The organism is Streptomyces sp. NPDC016851, from assembly GCF_055562795.1.
The window spans coordinates 90616-104337 of record NZ_JBVHEP010000021.1 but is presented as its reverse complement, the minus strand read 5'-3'; the positions used below and the strand labels follow the sequence as shown (position 1 = coordinate 104337).

General features: G+C 72.3%; 15 protein-coding genes. 11 read left to right on the top strand and 4 right to left on the bottom strand.

Annotation, left to right across the window (positions count from 1 at the left end; translation table 11 throughout):
* Positions 1 to 40 precede the first annotated feature (40 nt).
* Genes sbnA through ACZ3I3_RS29555 form a run of 5 tightly spaced genes read left to right on the top strand, consistent with a single transcriptional unit; the run spans position 41 to position 3946 of the window.
* Positions 41 to 1021: a 2,3-diaminopropionate biosynthesis protein SbnA gene (sbnA, locus tag ACZ3I3_RS29575; RefSeq protein WP_467370088.1), complete on the top strand. Its 981-nt coding sequence runs from the start codon at positions 41 to 43 to the stop codon at positions 1019 to 1021.
* A gap of 35 nt (positions 1022 to 1056) precedes the next feature.
* A complete protein-coding gene (sbnB, locus tag ACZ3I3_RS29570; protein WP_467370086.1) occupies positions 1057 to 2058 on the top strand; it encodes a 2,3-diaminopropionate biosynthesis protein SbnB in 1002 nt (333 codons plus the stop codon).
* Between the two features lie 24 nt (positions 2059 to 2082).
* A complete protein-coding gene (locus tag ACZ3I3_RS29565) occupies positions 2083 to 3309 on the top strand; it encodes a helix-turn-helix transcriptional regulator (protein WP_467370084.1) in 1227 nt (408 codons plus the stop codon).
* A 36-nt stretch (positions 3310 to 3345) separates the two neighbouring features.
* A complete protein-coding gene (locus ACZ3I3_RS29560; protein ID WP_467370083.1) occupies positions 3346 to 3771 on the top strand; it encodes a nuclear transport factor 2 family protein in 426 nt (141 codons plus the stop codon).
* Between the two features lie 46 nt (positions 3772 to 3817).
* The gene (locus ACZ3I3_RS29555; RefSeq protein WP_467370082.1) at positions 3818 to 3946 is read left to right on the top strand and encodes a hypothetical protein; all 129 of its coding nucleotides are present in this window, start codon (positions 3818 to 3820) and stop codon (positions 3944 to 3946) included.
* A 2-nt stretch (positions 3947 to 3948) separates the two neighbouring features.
* On the opposite strand, the gene ACZ3I3_RS29550 is transcribed toward ACZ3I3_RS29555, so the two are convergent.
* Both ACZ3I3_RS29550 and ACZ3I3_RS29545 read right to left on the bottom strand, forming a co-directional pair.
* The gene (locus ACZ3I3_RS29550) at positions 3949 to 4668 is read right to left on the bottom strand and encodes a YqeB family protein (protein WP_467370080.1); all 720 of its coding nucleotides are present in this window, start codon (positions 4666 to 4668) and stop codon (positions 3949 to 3951) included.
* 110 nt (positions 4669 to 4778) lie between these two features.
* Complete coding sequence (locus tag ACZ3I3_RS29545; protein WP_354738636.1) at positions 4779 to 5222, bottom strand: DUF2000 domain-containing protein; 444 nt, start codon at positions 5220 to 5222, stop codon at positions 4779 to 4781.
* Between the two features lie 49 nt (positions 5223 to 5271).
* Here ACZ3I3_RS29545 and ACZ3I3_RS29540 point away from each other — a divergent pair, with 49 nt between their 5' ends.
* The gene (locus ACZ3I3_RS29540; protein ID WP_467370078.1) at positions 5272 to 6090 is read left to right on the top strand and encodes a helix-turn-helix domain-containing protein; all 819 of its coding nucleotides are present in this window, start codon (positions 5272 to 5274) and stop codon (positions 6088 to 6090) included.
* Here ACZ3I3_RS29540 and ACZ3I3_RS29535 read toward each other — a convergent pair.
* Together ACZ3I3_RS29535 and mshA are read right to left on the bottom strand one after the other, a co-directional pair.
* Positions 6068 to 6577, bottom strand: a complete 510-nt coding sequence (locus ACZ3I3_RS29535) for a type III secretion system chaperone family protein (RefSeq protein WP_467370076.1) — start codon at positions 6575 to 6577, stop codon at positions 6068 to 6070. The two genes, ACZ3I3_RS29540 and ACZ3I3_RS29535, sit on opposite strands and share 23 nt — an antisense overlap.
* On the bottom strand, positions 6570 to 7907 hold the full coding sequence (mshA, locus tag ACZ3I3_RS29530) for a D-inositol-3-phosphate glycosyltransferase (protein WP_467370075.1): 1338 nt from the start codon (positions 7905 to 7907) through the stop codon (positions 6570 to 6572). Before mshA ends, ACZ3I3_RS29535 begins: the two co-directional genes overlap by 8 nt.
* A 305-nt stretch (positions 7908 to 8212) precedes the next feature.
* Here mshA and ACZ3I3_RS29525 point away from each other — a divergent pair, with 305 nt between their 5' ends.
* The 5 genes from ACZ3I3_RS29525 (at position 8213) to ACZ3I3_RS29505 (ending at position 13703) form a co-directional block, all read left to right on the top strand.
* Positions 8213 to 9079 carry a calcium-binding protein gene (locus ACZ3I3_RS29525; RefSeq protein ID WP_467370073.1) on the top strand — a complete coding sequence of 289 codons (867 nt, stop codon included), beginning with the start codon at positions 8213 to 8215 and terminating at the stop codon, positions 9077 to 9079.
* Positions 9080 to 9238: 159 nt separating this feature from the next.
* Positions 9239 to 9856, top strand: coding sequence for a dihydrofolate reductase family protein (locus ACZ3I3_RS29520; RefSeq protein ID WP_467370072.1), 618 nt, complete (start codon positions 9239 to 9241; stop codon positions 9854 to 9856).
* Positions 9857 to 9912: 56 nt separating this feature from the next.
* On the top strand, positions 9913 to 10734 hold the full coding sequence (locus tag ACZ3I3_RS29515) for a class I SAM-dependent methyltransferase (protein ID WP_467370070.1): 822 nt from the start codon (positions 9913 to 9915) through the stop codon (positions 10732 to 10734).
* Between the two features lie 223 nt (positions 10735 to 10957).
* Positions 10958 to 12058, top strand: coding sequence for a C40 family peptidase (locus ACZ3I3_RS29510; RefSeq protein ID WP_467370068.1), 1101 nt, complete (start codon positions 10958 to 10960; stop codon positions 12056 to 12058).
* Between the two features lie 295 nt (positions 12059 to 12353).
* Positions 12354 to 13703, top strand: coding sequence for a PP2C family protein-serine/threonine phosphatase (locus ACZ3I3_RS29505; RefSeq protein ID WP_467370067.1), 1350 nt, complete (start codon positions 12354 to 12356; stop codon positions 13701 to 13703).
* Positions 13704 to 13722 lie beyond the last annotated feature (19 nt).

The window sequence follows — 13722 nt, the reverse complement described above, 5'->3', positions numbered from 1 at the left end:
CCCGTGACGACCACACGGGCCTGGCAGAAAGACGATCGACATGATTTTCGAACGCACGTCCGATGTCGTCATCGACGACATCTTTCTCCGCCTGGCCGGCTTCCTGCCCGGCAGAGAGGTGTTCCTGAAGCTGGAGGGCCTCAACCCCGCGGGCTCGGTCAAGCTCAAAACGGCCGTCGCCCTGCTCGAGTCCCGGGAGCGAGCCGGTTCGCTCCGGGTCGGCTCGCGTGTCATCGAATCCTCCTCGGGCAACCTCGGCGTCGCCCTGGCGGTGGCGTGCGCGGCCAAGGGCTACGCGCTGACCGTGGTCACCGACCCCAACGCGGCCCGGCACTCGATCCGCGTCATGGAGAGCCTGGGCGCCGACGTGGTCGTGGTGACCACCCGGGACGCGCAGGGCGGCTACCTGCACACCAGGATCAACTACATCCGCCAGTGCCTGCAGCGGAACCCGGAGCTGGTGTGGCTCAACCAGTACGCCAACTCCGCCGCGGTCGCGGCCCACCGCGACCGCACGGCCGCCGCCGTGCACCAGGGTCTCGGCACCGTGGACGCGCTGTTCGTGGGGGCGGGCACCACCGGCACGCTCATGGGGTGCGTCGAATACTTCACCGAGCACAGCCCGCAGACCCGCGTGGTCGCGGTGGACGCGATGGGCTCGGTCACCTTCGGCGCCCCGGCGGCCCCCCGCTTCATTCCCGGTCTCGGCACCAGTCGCCGCCCCGAACTCTTCATCGACAACGGCAACTTCGAGAAGACCCTCATCTCCGAGCCCGACACGGTGGCCATGTGCCGCCGGGTCGCCGAGACGTACGGCCTGCTCGTGGGAGGCTCCACCGGAACCGTGCTCGCCGGCGTCCAGCAACTCGCGCCCACCCTGCCCGACGGGGCCCGGGTGGCGGTCATCTCGCCGGACATGGGTGACAAGTACGTCGACACCGTCTACTCCGACACCTGGGTCACCGAGCGCTACACCGACATCCCGCAGCTGGCCGACCTCGACCAGATCACCACCACCTGAATCCACCGCCTGAGGCACCTCTGATGGGAACCACCATGACGTCTTTCCACGTAGTCCCCGGACCCGCCGTCGCCGACGTCCTCGCCGACGCTCACAAGGACATCCTGCGCATCGTCGCCGACACCTACGTCGCCCACGAGCAGGGCCACTCGGTGAACCCCGACAGCTACTTCCTGCGCTTCCCGGACAAGCCCAACGCGCGGGTCATCGCGCTGCCGTGCTACCTCGGCGGCGAGGTCGACACCATAGGGATGAAGTGGATCGCCAGCTTCCCCGACAACATCAAGGAGGGCCTGCCCCGCGCCTCGGCGACCCTGCTGCTCAACGACTACGCCACCGGGTACCCGCTCGCCTGCCTGGAGGCCGCCGGCATCAGCGCGACCCGCACCGCCGCCTCGGCCACGGTCGCGGCCATGAAGCTGCTGCCCGGCACCGAGCCGGTACGGCTCGCGGTCGTCGGCGCCGGGGTGATCGCCCGGACCATCGTCGACTACCTGCACGCGGGCGGCATACCGGTCGCCGACGTGTTCGTGCACGACCTCGACCGCACCAGCGCCGACCACCTCAGCGAGCACGCCGCGGCGCGGTTCGGCGTCCCCGTCGAGACCGGCACACTGCAGGACGCCCTCACCCGGGACCTGGTGGTCTTCGCCACCACGGCGGCCACGCCGTACGTGCCCGCGGACACCGAACTGCGGCCGGGGCAGGTGCTGCTGAACGTGTCCCTGCGCGATATCGCCCCCGAGCTCCTGCTGCGCTGCAACAACGTCGTGGACGACGTCGACCACTGCCTCAAGGCCCAGACCTCGCCGCACCTGGCCGAACAGCTCAGCGGCGGGCGGGAGTTCATCACCGGAACGCTCGGCGCCCTGCTCCAGGGACGGGTCGGCCTCGACGCGGACAAGCCGACCGTCTTCTCCCCGTTCGGCCTGGGCATCCTGGACCTCGCGGTCGGCCACCACGTCCTGCGGGAGACCCGGCAGCGCGGCACCGCCATCGAGATCCCGGACTTCATCGGCGAGACCAAGCGCTGGTAAGGCGCTCCGGCAGGAGGTACAGGGGTGGCGACCTCTCTTCACAACATCGACGCGCCGGCCACCGGACCGGGGGCGGCGGCGCACGTCCGCGCCGCACGCCCGGTCCCGGTCGGCACCGGCCCCGTCCCGCAGAGCGAAGGGATGCCCGCCGACCAACCGGGGCTCCACGACATGGACTTCCACCAGCTCGTGGGCCTCGCGCCCCTGGAACCCGGGGCGGTGGAGGTCTATGAGCACGCGTCGCGCGCCGTGAGCATCGGCCTGCCCGAACTGGTCCGGCTCACCGGCCGTACCGAGGGCGACATCGCGCGGTCGATCCGGGTTCTGCTGCGGCTGCGGCTGCTGCGACCGGCGCACGACGACCCGACCCGGGTGACCGCGGTCTCCCCGGACTCTGCCGAACTGCACGTCCTCCAGCCCGCGGTGCGCAAGGTCGCGGAGCTCCAGGAGGCCCTGGCACGCGTGCGGGGCGAGCTCTCGGCGCTGACCGGTCTCTACCACGACGGGGTGGCACACCGGCTGCGCGAGGAGTTGAGCACCGAGTCGGTCACGGGGGTCGCCCAGGTGCGCGGCTGGGTCGACGGCCTGATCTCGCACACGGCCGGGGAGATCCTCCTCGCCAACCCGGGCGGTACGACGCGGAACGGGCCGTGGGAGCCCTCGGAGCAGGTCGATGCGGCGCTCGCCCGCGGGGTCGGGGTCCGCACGCTGTACCAGCACACCGCCCAGTTCAACGCCGCCACGGTCGCCCGCGTCCAGCAGCTGACGGACCTGGGTGCCCAGGCCAGGACCTTGGGGGACCGGTTCGGCGAGGTCGTCGTGGTGGACCGCTCCGTGGCCGTCATCCCCTTGCGCGGTGACCCGCACGGCGTGCTGATCGTCCGGGACCCGAGCACGGTGGACTTCATCGTCGGCACGTTCGAGCGGCTCTGGACCCAGGCGACCGTCTTCCCGGCCAGGATGGGGCGCCGACAGGCCATCGCCGCATCGAACGCCATGAAGTCGGACATCGTCCGGCTGCTGATCGCCGGCGAGGACGACAAGGCGATCGCCCGCCGCATGGGCATGTCGGTGCGAACGTGCCAACGCCACATCAACGAGATCATGAAACGTCTCGGCGCCCGCAGCCGGGCGCGTGCGGGCTATCTCCTTCGCCAGTACGAGTCGCAGCACCCCTGGGACGGGCCCGCCGGCGCGGACCCGCCGGGGACGGCGCAGCAGCCCGGCGCCACGTCCTTACCTCCGACGTAATCGACGGGCCTTCGGCGTCCCGGCAAGCTGGCTCCCATGACAGCCACCAGCACCGCGGACGCCACCCGCGCCACCGTCCAGAGGTTCCTCGAACTCCGGCTCGCCGGCGACACCGAAGGGCTCACCGAGCTCTTCGCGGACAAGGTCGACTGGATGCTGGCCGAGAACCCCGGTGTTCCCTGGATCCGGCCTCGTTCCTCGGCCGCCGAATGTGCCGCTCAGGCCGATGAGTTGGCCGAGTACACCGTGCCGGAGGACGCCCGTGCGTCCATCGACACGATCCTCGTCGACGGTACCGACGCCGTTCTGATGGGGCACCTCTCCGGGACCGTCCGTGCGACCGGCAAGTCCTTCTCGGGGCCCTTCGCGCTGCGGCTCACCGTCGAGGGCGGGCGGATCACCCGCCACCACCTCTACGAGAACAGCGCGTCGATCGCCGCGGCGTGCACCCCTGACGCCTAGTGCGCGCTGTCACCCCTGCGCAGCGCCCGGGCGCAGCACGTACACGGTGCGGGCCACCAAGGGGGAGGCGTCGGAGCCGGCCACCGGCACCTGGTACGTCTCGGCGCCGGCGACGGCCGAGGACGGCGACACGACGTTCGTGCCCCAGGCCGCCGCGTTCGAGGTCACCCGCTGACGTCACCCGCCGACGACCCGCCAGTACTGCCGTTTCTCCTCGTCCCGTACGACCACGCCCAGCCTCAGCAGCTCGCGGCGCAGCTCTCGGGCGTCCTCGGCGTCGTCGTCGCTCTTGAGGGTCTGGGCGCGGGCCCGCAGCAGGGCGTCCGCGCCCTCGGGGAGACCCGGGGTGCCGGGGACCCAGCGGCGGAACTCCGCGCGGTACGGGTCCTCCTCCGCCCAGCGGTAGCCGTGCCCGGTGACGGTGGCGGCGAGGCGTGGCCAGGGCAGGCCGCAGTGCTCCCGGGCCAGTTCCATGCCGTCCGGGGCCAGCACCACGAGCTGCTTGCCGTCCCTGCACAGCACCGCGATCTCCTCGCGGGTGAACTCCCGCGTGCTCTCCCTGATGGTCAGGGCGAGGTGGGTGTCGGAGACGCGGACCGACAGCGACTCGTGCACGGCGACGAGGCCCAGCAGCAGGCCGCCGAGTGCGCCCACCGCGACCGTGCCGAGGGTGAGAGCGGGCTCCGGGACCGAGGTCAGCAGTTCGGCCGGGCCCTCCAGCGGGGCCCACGGCAGCTTCAGCAGCAGGCGGGCGAGGAGCGGGAGCACGGCGCCGACGCCGGCGCCGCAGGCCACGCAGAACAGCGTGATCACCCAGGCCGACTCGGACAGTTCCGTGCCCGCGCCCGCCGACGGGACGGCCTGCTTCCCCAACTGAACTTTCCTCGCGTCCTCCATGGGGCAAGTCTCGGCGGGCGGGGCATGCCCTGTCGTCAGCCGTTGGTCTACGCGTCCGCGACTTTGGTCGCCGAGAGCGTCCATGCCCCGCCTCACGGCCACGCCCCGCCTCACGGGTGCATCCGCGCCCCCTTCACCACCTTGTCCACCGCGTTCTTCGGGCCGTGGACCGCGAGGCCGACCAGATCCAGGTCCGCCGTCGGAACCGACCGTACGGCCGCGCGGTTGTCGCGGTCGTTGCCCGTGGCGAACAGGTCCGAGGTGAAGATCGCACGGGGCAGGGAGCGGGACAGGGCGCGGGTGTGGGCCGTGGTCAGGGTCTCCTTCGTCGCCTCGAAGACCAGGACGGGCTGGCGGAACATCGGCAGGTAGGGCACGCCGTCCGCGTCCTCGTAGGGCTCGCCGATCACCTCGGGGACCTGCGTACCCAAGCCGCTGACCAGGAACGACGTGACGTTGAGACGCTGCCAGGGCTCCAGGTCGGCGCGCAGCAGTACGGCGATCTTCGTGTCGAAGCGGATCGGCTCCACAGCCGGTTCGGTGTGCGTGTTCATGATGCGAGCGTGCCCGGCGGCCATGGCCGGGGTCTTGTACGTTTTTTGCATGGCTTCCCAGCCGGCCCGGATCGTCTCCGCCTGGCGGCCCGCCGTGCCCGGCGTCGTCGAGGTCTTCCACGCCCGCTTCACCGAGTACGCGTACCCGATGCACGTCCACGACGCCTGGACGCTGCTGATCGTCGACACCGGCGCCGTGCGGTACGACCTCGACCGGCACGAGCACGGCACGCCGCACGACACCGTGTCGCTGCTGCCGCCGCACGTGCCGCACAACGGCTCCGCCGTCACCCCGGAGGGCTTCCGCAAGCGGGTGCTGTATCTCGACCGGACGTATCTCGGGGACGAGTTGATCGGGGCCGCCGTCGACCGGCCGGACCTGCGCGATCCGCTGCTGCGCATGCGCGTGGGGCAGGTGCACGGCGCGCTGCTGCGGCCCGGTGAGGAACTCGAGGCCGAGAGCAGGCTGCTGTTCGTCGGGGAGCGGCTGCGCGGGCATCTGCGGGGCGACGGCGGCAAGCCCCGTCCGGCGGATCCCGTGCTCGCGCGGCGGCTGCGGGAGTTGCTGGACGAGCGGGTCGTGGAGGGCGTCGGGCTGCAGGAGGCGGCCGGGCTCGTCGGGGCCCATCCCGCCCATCTCGTACGGGCGTTCAGCGCCGCTTACGGCATCGCCCCGCACCAGTACCTGACGTCCCTGCGCGTGGGCCGCGCCCGCCGGCTGCTGCTCGAAGGGCGCTCACCGGGAGAGGTCGCGGCCGAGACCGGGTTCTACGACCAGTCGCACCTCACCCGGCACTTCCGCAAGCTGGTGGGCGTGCCGCCCGGGCGTTACCGGGCGGGACGGTTCACCGGTCGGGACGTCGGGTGAGGTGGGCGAACGCGTCCAGGTTGCGCGTCGACTCCCCGCGGGACACCCGCCACTCGTACTCCTTGCGGATCGCCGAGGCGAAGCCCAGCTCCAGCAGGGTGTTGAAGCTGCCGTCGGAGGCCTCCAGGACCTGGCCGAGCAGACGGTCGATCTCGTCGGCGGTGACGGCGGACAGGGAGAGCCGGCCGGTGACGTAGACGTCGCCGTGCTGGTCGACGGCGTAACTGACGCCGTAGAGCTTGAGGTTGCGTTCCAGGAGCCAGCGGTGGACGCCCTGCTCGTTCTCGTCGGGGTGGCGGATGACGAAGGCGTTGAGCGAGAGGGAGTGGCGGCCGACGATCAGGGAGACCGTCGTCTTGAGCTTGCGGGTGCCGGGGAGCTGCGCCACGTAGGTGCCGGGCTCGGGGCTCTCCCACTCCAGGTCGGCGTCCTTCAGCACTCCCTCGACGACCTGTGCCGCACGCTGTTCCAGATCGGTTTCACCCATGCTGCGAGCGTACGCGACGGCGGTGTGCCTGCATCGCGGCCGTGTACACGTCCGCCGTGGTGGCGGCCGCGGCGTCCCAGCCGAAGGACTGGGCGTGGCGGGCGGCCTGCCCGCCCAGCCGGGGCGACAGCTCCGGGTCGTCGGCGAAGTCGCGCAGCACGCGCGCGTAGTCGGCGGGATGGTGGCCGCGTACCAGGAAGCCGGTGTGCCCGTCGCGCACGGCGACCGGCAGGCCGCCGACCGCCGCGGCCAGCACGGGCGTGCCCGCCGCCTGCGCCTCTATGGCGACCAGGCCGAACGACTCGCTGTAGGAGGGCATGACCAGGACGGAGGCGGCGCGGAACCAGTCCGCCAGCTGGTCCTGGCCGACCGGCGGGTGGAACCGTACGACGTCCGCGATGCCGAGGCGTGCGGCCAGCTTCTGCAGGCCCTCGGGCTTGGCGAGGCCGCTGCCGCTGGGGCCGCCGACGACGGGGACGAGGATGCGCGAGCGCAGCTCGGGGCGCTCGTCGAGGAGGACGGCGACGGCGCGCAGCAGCACGTCGGGGGCCTTCAGGGGCTGGATGCGGCCGGCGAAGAGCGGGATCAGCGCGTCCCTCGGCAGGCCGAGACGGGCCCGGGCTGCGGCGCGGCCGTCGGCGGGCGAGAAGCGGCCGAGGTTCACGCCCGGGTGGACCACGGCGACCTTGTCGGTGTCGGCCGCGTAGTGCCGTACGAGTTCGTCGGCCTCTTCGGTGGTGTTGGCGATGAGGCGGTCGGCGGCGGCGACGATCTGGGTCTCGCCGATGACACGAGCGGCCGGTTCGGGGGTGTCGCCGTCGGCCAGGTTGGCGTTCTTGACCTTGGCCATGGTGTGCATGGCGTGCACCAGGGGGACGCCCCAGCGCTGGGCGGCGAGCCAGCCGACGTGGCCGGAGAGCCAGTAGTGGGAGTGGACCAGGTCGTAGTACCCGGGGCGGTGGCCGGCCCAGGCCTGCATCACGCCGTGCGTGAAGGCGCACAGCTGGGCCGGGAGGTCCTCCTTGTTGAGGCCCTCGTAGGGGCCGGCGTCGACATGCCGGACGAGGACGCCCGGGGCGAGCTCGACGGTCGGCGGCAGGGCGGCCGAGGTCGCGCGCGTGAAGATCTCTACCTCGATGTTGATCGCGGCGAGGCGCTGCGCGAGCTCCACGATGTAGACGTTCATGCCGCCGGCGTCGCCGGTGCCCGGCTGGTGGAGCGGGGAGGTGTGCACGGAGAGCATGGCCACCCGGCGGGGCCTGCGGTGCAGCCGGAGGCGCGTGGACGGGGACGCGGAGCGCCGCCCGAGCCTGCCGATGTACTGGCTCACGTGGCGTTCCTCCTCGCTCCGGGCATGCCATGGCAGGGCGCACGTGCCCTCCAGCGGTTCAACAGCGGAGGGTTGAGTTCCATTTCCTGATTCGCGACTTTTACCGAATCATTACCGCTCCCCGCTCAACCGTTCGAGGGTGACGGGCAGCTGAACGCGATCGGACATCGCAGGCCACACGCGCTGTCTCCGCGATGAAAAGGCAGTGGAAAGGACGACGAGGCCGGTACCGCGGACAACCCGGCGCCTGCCCGACCGGTCACAGCCTGCGGAAGGATCCACCCCTGCCGCACGGAGGTTACGCAATGCCCTCTCGCCTGGTCAGCCGCCGGCTGTTACGCGCCGCATCGGTTCTGACGCCGGTTCTCGGCATGGCCCTGGCCGTTCCGGTCGCCCTGGCCGGCCCGGCCGGTGCCGCGGAGCCGACGGCCACCGCCGCGGTGAACGAGTACGGCTGGCAGCTCACCTACACGGCCGCCCCCGGCCAGGCCAACAAGGTGACCGTCACACAGTCGTTCACCGGCGACCGCTCCCACTTCACCTACGTCATCGACGACGCCGTCCCGATCGACGCCGGGAACGGTTGCCGCCACCCCGACAGCGCGGACCACACCAAGATCTCCTGCACGGTCGAGGCCCCTGAGAGCCAGTCCCCGGTCACTTCCATGGAGATGGACCTCGCCGACGGCGACGACACCGCCTCCTTCCGCAACGCCACCGACCAGGTCTACTACTTCAACAGGATCGAGCTGGCCGCCGGCGACGACCAGTGGACCGGCGCCACCGGCGACCGGGTCGACGGCAGTTCCGCCCTGGGCGGGGCGGGCGACGACATCATCAGGGTGGGCGCGCTGGGATACGCCGGCGGCGGTGACGGCGACGACACCCTCCACGCCGGCGTCGACGGCGAGATCGTGGACGGCGGCGCGGGCGACGACGTCCTCCGCGGCGGCGCGGGCGACCAGGTCATGCGAGCCGACGACGGAGACGACACGGTCCACGGCGGGGCCGGCGACGACGAGATCCACGGCGGCAGGGGCAACGACATCCTGCACGGAAACGGCGGCGCCGACCGGATCTGGGGGAACAGCGGCGACGACGAGCTGTACGGCGGTCCCGGAGCGGACACACTCTCCGGCGGGCCGGGCACCGACGTCGTCCGGCAGGACTGACGGTTCTCCCCGCCCGGGGAACCGCGCGGTCACCGGGCGGTCACCGGTGCGGTTCCCCGGGGCGGAGATCGTCGGCATGGTGCCGGGGCCGATGAGTTTCCGCGCCCCACAGTGTCTCCATCAGTGTTGGCGTGAGCGAGAAAACAGCTGGGGTGCGCGATGAAGCTCGTGGTGCAGGAGTTCCTGTCGCTCGACGGTGTCTCCCAGGGGCCGGGCGCCCCGGACGAGGACACCAGCGACGGCTTCGAGCGGGGCGGCTGGTTCGTGCCGCATCTGGACGAGGAGTTCGAGCGGCTGGCCGGCAGCTGGCTCGGCGAGGCGGACGCGTTGCTGTTCGGGCGACGCACGTACCAGAACTTCGCCCGCGACTGGCCGGCGATGACCGACCATCCCCTCGCCGGGATCATGAACGGCCTGCCGAAGTACGTCGCCTCCCAGAGCCTGACCACGGCCGCCTGGGACCCGACCACGATCCTGTCCGGTGACGTCCCCGCCCAGGTGGCGGAGCTGAAGCGGCAGCCCGGCCGGGAGCTCCAGATCCACGGCAGCGCCCGGCTCGCCCAGTCCCTGCTGGCCGCCGGGCTGATCGACACGCTGCGGCTCGTGATCGCCCCGGTCGTGGTCGGCCAGGGCCGTCGCCTCTTCCCGGACGGCGGCGCACCGGCCGGGCTGCGACTGGCCGACCACCGGACGACGCCGGGCGGTCTGTCGGTGCACGTGTTCGAGTCGGCGGGGGTTCCGGGGTTCGGGACGTACGGGGGCGGGGCCGGGGTCTAGGCAGCCGTTCGGCACCGGGGACCGTTCACGCCCGGGAGCCGCTTAACCTCGTACGCATGACATCCCGCGCCGCCGCCCGCCGCCCCGTGGGCACGGTGACGCGCGGGACGACCAATCCGAACCGCCTGCGCCGCATGGACCGCTGGATCGCGGCCACGCACGGCGCCGAGCTGCGCCGTACCGCCGACCCCGTGGCCGTCGACCTCGGGTACGGCGCCGCCCCCTGGACGGCCGTCGAGCTGCTGCACCGCCTGCGGACGGTCGCGCCACGCGCGCGTGTGGTGGGCGTGGAGATCGAGCCGGCCCGGGTCGCGGCGGCGCTGCCGTACGAGCGGGCGGGCCTCGTCTTCCGGCACGGCGGTTTCGAGATCCCCATCCCGCAGCGGCCCCTGCTGGTCCGCGCGGCGAACGTGCTGCGGCAGTACGCGGAGGGCGAGGTCGAGGCCGTCTGGCACCGGCTGTGCGGGCGGCTCGCGCCGGCCGATCCGGCGACCGGGGCGCGCGGCGGGCTGCTCGTCGAGGGCACCTGCGACGAGATCGGACGCCGGCACGTCTGGGTCGCGCTCGGCCCGGAGGGACCGCGCACGGTCACCTTCGCGACCCGGCTCGGCTCCCTGGAGCGCCCCTCGGACCTGGCCGAACGCCTGCCGAAGGCGCTCATCCACCGCAACGTCCCGGGCGAGCCGGTGCACGCCTTCCTGCGCGACTTCGACCGCGCCTGGGCCGCCGCCGCGCCCTACGCGTCCTACGGCGCCCGCCAGCGCTGGATACGGGCGGTACGGGACCTGACCGCCGACTGGCCCGTGGCCGACGGGCCGGTGCGGTGGCGGCAGGGAGAAGTGACGGTGCGGTGGGAGGCGTTGGCACCGCGGGGGTGAATCCACGCGGACCGGCCCGACCCGACCCGGCCCGGACCGGACCGGCCCTCCGGGAACGATCTCTTTGAGTCGTTCGTCACACCGGCGGGGAGATCGTCATGCCGGGGGCATAGCGGGGAGGGGACCGAGGGAAGTACTACCCCTGTCGCTTCGCGCGCCGACGTGGCAGCATCCCCAGGCGTACCGGATGTTACTGACGGTTAATCAGTTTGGGGGCTGAGGTATGGGACCGGGCAAGCGTGGCCTGATCGCGACGGCCGTGACCGTGGTCTGCGCGCTCACGGTGCTGGCGGCACCGGGCACGGCGTTCGCGAACCCCAGTCCCGCACCCACCCCGGCCACCACCCCGAGCGCGGGCCCCACGCTCGCGCCCAGCAAGGACCTGGAAGCCGTACGCGAGAAGCTCGACAAGCTCTACCGCGCCGCGGCCCGCGCCACCGACGAGTACAACGCCGCCGAGGAGAAGGCCGACAAGCAGTCCGCCGAGATCGTCAAGCTGGCCAAGAAGATCGTCAAGGGCCAGGAGAAGCTGGCGAAGCTGAAGGACCGCGCGGGCGCCTCGGCCGCCGCCCAGTACCGCGGCGGCGGACTGCCCCCCGAGGCCCATCTGATGCTGAGCGACGATCCGCAGGAGTTCCTCGACGGGGCGGGCCGGGTGCGCCAGGGCCAGCACGCGGCCAAGGGCCTGATCGGCGAACTGTCCCGCACCCAGGAGGACTTGGAGCGGTACGCGCAGGACGCCTCCGCGCAGTGGAAGAAGCTGGAGGCGGGCCGCAAGGCCAAGGCCGCCGCGCGGAAGAAGGTCGAGAAGCAGATCGCGCAGGCGGAGAAGCTCGAGTCCGCGCTCCAGAAGGAGGAGCAGGAGCGCCTCGCCGAGCTGGAGAAGGAGGCCGCCGGCAAGGCGCAGACCGCCTGGCTCGACTCCGGAATCCTCGACGAGATCAGCGGAAAGGCCTCCGAGCAGGGCAAGAAGGCCGTCGCCTACGCCACCGCCCAGATCGGCAAGCCGTACCAGTGGGGCGCCGAGGGCCCGAAGACCTACGACTGCTCCGGGCTGACCTCCCAGGCCTGGATATCGGCCGGCCGCGGCGTTCCGCGCACCTCGCAGGAGCAGTGGAAGCAGCTGCGGCACATCGACATCCAGGACATGCGGCCCGGCGACCTCATCATCTACTTCGACGACGCCAGCCATGTCGCGATGTACGTCGGCGACGGGGCGATCGTGCACGCGCCGCGGCCCGGGCGGACGGTGACCATCGCGGGAGCCGGGACGATGCCCATCCTCGGGGTGGTACGACCGGACGCCGCCGCCGACGCCGGCTGAACGCGGGAAGACACCGGCCCATGGGTCACCCGCTGGGTCACGCGGCCCGGGCCACGTGACCCAGCCCACCCCGGACCACCGCCAAACCGCGTGCTGACGTGACGTTCGTCATCCCCGCAGCATCCCGGCGGTGTCCAACTGGGGCGCATATCGCGGCATATGACACTGGCCGATGGCGCAGCGGCGTGGCTCACACCATTCCAATGGGGCGCCGACACCCGCTATGGTCCCGGTCGGTGGGTCGAGGTCCCTCGCCCCCGCCATGCCCTCGGGGGGAGGGAAGGAACCCAAGACGATGCCCGTACCCATACCGCGGCAGAGAGCGATCCCGGCCGTGGAGAGTGGTCAGGCGCAGGCCGAGTCCCGCTGCGACGGCCCCGCCGAGCAGTCCGCCACGGACGCCTCGGCAGCCGCCCCGCGCACGCCGGACACCGCCGGGAACATCACGGACAAGGTGGAGAACAACACCGCCCACACGAACCTGACCCTGCTGCTGATCGAGGACGATCCGGCCGGGTCGCCGATCGTGCCCGACATGCTCGACCAGGCGGGCAAGCCGATCCGCGTCCGCACGGCCCGCAACCTCACCGAGGCCGGGCGGCTGCTGACCGACGACGTCCACTGCATCCTGCTGGACCTCGCGCTGCCGGCTCCGGGCCGCAGCGACTCCGATGACGAGCTCGCCGTGCTCAAGCACGTGCTGGAGCTCGCGCCCCGGCATGCCGTACTGGCGCTGACCGCCTCGGGCGACGCCGAGCGCGGCGCGGAGGCGGTGCGCGTGGGCGCCCAGGACTATCTCTTCCGCGACGAGCTGGATGGCCGGCTGCTGAGCCGGGCGATCCGCTACGCCGTGGAGCGCAAACGCTCCGAGTCGGCCGAGCGCCGGCTCGCCGAGGGCCGGCTGCGCGCCCAGGAGAACCGCCGCCTGGAGCGCGGTCTGCTGCCGACCCCGCTGCTGGACGGCTCCCCGCTGCGGTTCGCCGCCCGCTACCGCCCGGGCCGCTCACGCGCCCTGCTCGGTGGCGACTTCTACGATGTCGTGCGCACGCCGGACGGCACCGTGCACGCCATGATCGGTGACGTCTGCGGTCACGGCCCGGACGAGGCCGCCCTGGGTGTGGAGCTGCGGATCGCGTGGCGCGCGCTGACGCTGGCGGGGCTGTGCGGCGACCAGCTGCTGGGCACGCTCCAGCAGGTGCTGGAGCACGAGCGGGCCGACGACGAGATCTTCGCGACGCTGTGCACGGTGGACATCGCGCCGGACGGCCGCCGCGCCGGCCTGTGCCTGGCGGGCCACCCGTCGCCCCTGCTGGCCAGCCCGGGCAAGCCGGCCCGCCTGCTGCCGTACGACAACAACGGGCCGGCCCTCGGGCTGCTGCCGGGTGCCCGCTGGCCGCGCATGCAGGTGGAGCTGGGCGCCGAGTGGAGCCTGATGCTCTACACCGACGGCCTGATCGAGGGCCATGTCGGCCAGGGCCGGGAGCGGCTCGGCCAGGACGGCATGACGGAGATGGTGCGCCGCCAGATCGCCGAGGGACTGCGGGGCGAGGAACTGCTGCGGGCGGCGGTGAACGAGGTGCGCAAGCTCAACGGTGGCGAGCTGACGGACGACGTGGCGGTACTGCTGCTGGACCGGGTGCCGTAGCCCCGGCCGGCTCCGGTCC

What these genes read in the sequence shown, in the direction of transcription:
- ACZ3I3_RS29545 (WP_354738636.1), bottom strand. Translation starts at nt 5,222, where the DNA reads ATGAACACGCACACCGAACCGGCTGTGGAGCCGATCCGCTTCGACACG.
- ACZ3I3_RS29510 (WP_467370068.1), top strand. Translation starts at nt 10,958, where the DNA reads ATGGGACCGGGCAAGCGTGGCCTGATCGCGACGGCCGTGACCGTGGTC.
- ACZ3I3_RS29540 (WP_467370078.1), top strand. Translation starts at nt 5,272, where the DNA reads ATGGCTTCCCAGCCGGCCCGGATCGTCTCCGCCTGGCGGCCCGCCGTG.
- ACZ3I3_RS29520 (WP_467370072.1), top strand. Translation starts at nt 9,239, where the DNA reads ATGAAGCTCGTGGTGCAGGAGTTCCTGTCGCTCGACGGTGTCTCCCAG.
- ACZ3I3_RS29535 (WP_467370076.1), bottom strand. Translation starts at nt 6,577, where the DNA reads ATGGGTGAAACCGATCTGGAACAGCGTGCGGCACAGGTCGTCGAGGGA.
- sbnB (WP_467370086.1), top strand. Translation starts at nt 1,057, where the DNA reads ATGACGTCTTTCCACGTAGTCCCCGGACCCGCCGTCGCCGACGTCCTC.
- sbnA (WP_467370088.1), top strand. Translation starts at nt 41, where the DNA reads ATGATTTTCGAACGCACGTCCGATGTCGTCATCGACGACATCTTTCTC.
- ACZ3I3_RS29515 (WP_467370070.1), top strand. Translation starts at nt 9,913, where the DNA reads ATGACATCCCGCGCCGCCGCCCGCCGCCCCGTGGGCACGGTGACGCGC.
- ACZ3I3_RS29525 (WP_467370073.1), top strand. Translation starts at nt 8,213, where the DNA reads ATGCCCTCTCGCCTGGTCAGCCGCCGGCTGTTACGCGCCGCATCGGTT.
- ACZ3I3_RS29560 (WP_467370083.1), top strand. Translation starts at nt 3,346, where the DNA reads ATGACAGCCACCAGCACCGCGGACGCCACCCGCGCCACCGTCCAGAGG.
- ACZ3I3_RS29550 (WP_467370080.1), bottom strand. Translation starts at nt 4,668, where the DNA reads ATGGAGGACGCGAGGAAAGTTCAGTTGGGGAAGCAGGCCGTCCCGTCG.
- ACZ3I3_RS29505 (WP_467370067.1), top strand. Translation starts at nt 12,354, where the DNA reads ATGCCCGTACCCATACCGCGGCAGAGAGCGATCCCGGCCGTGGAGAGT.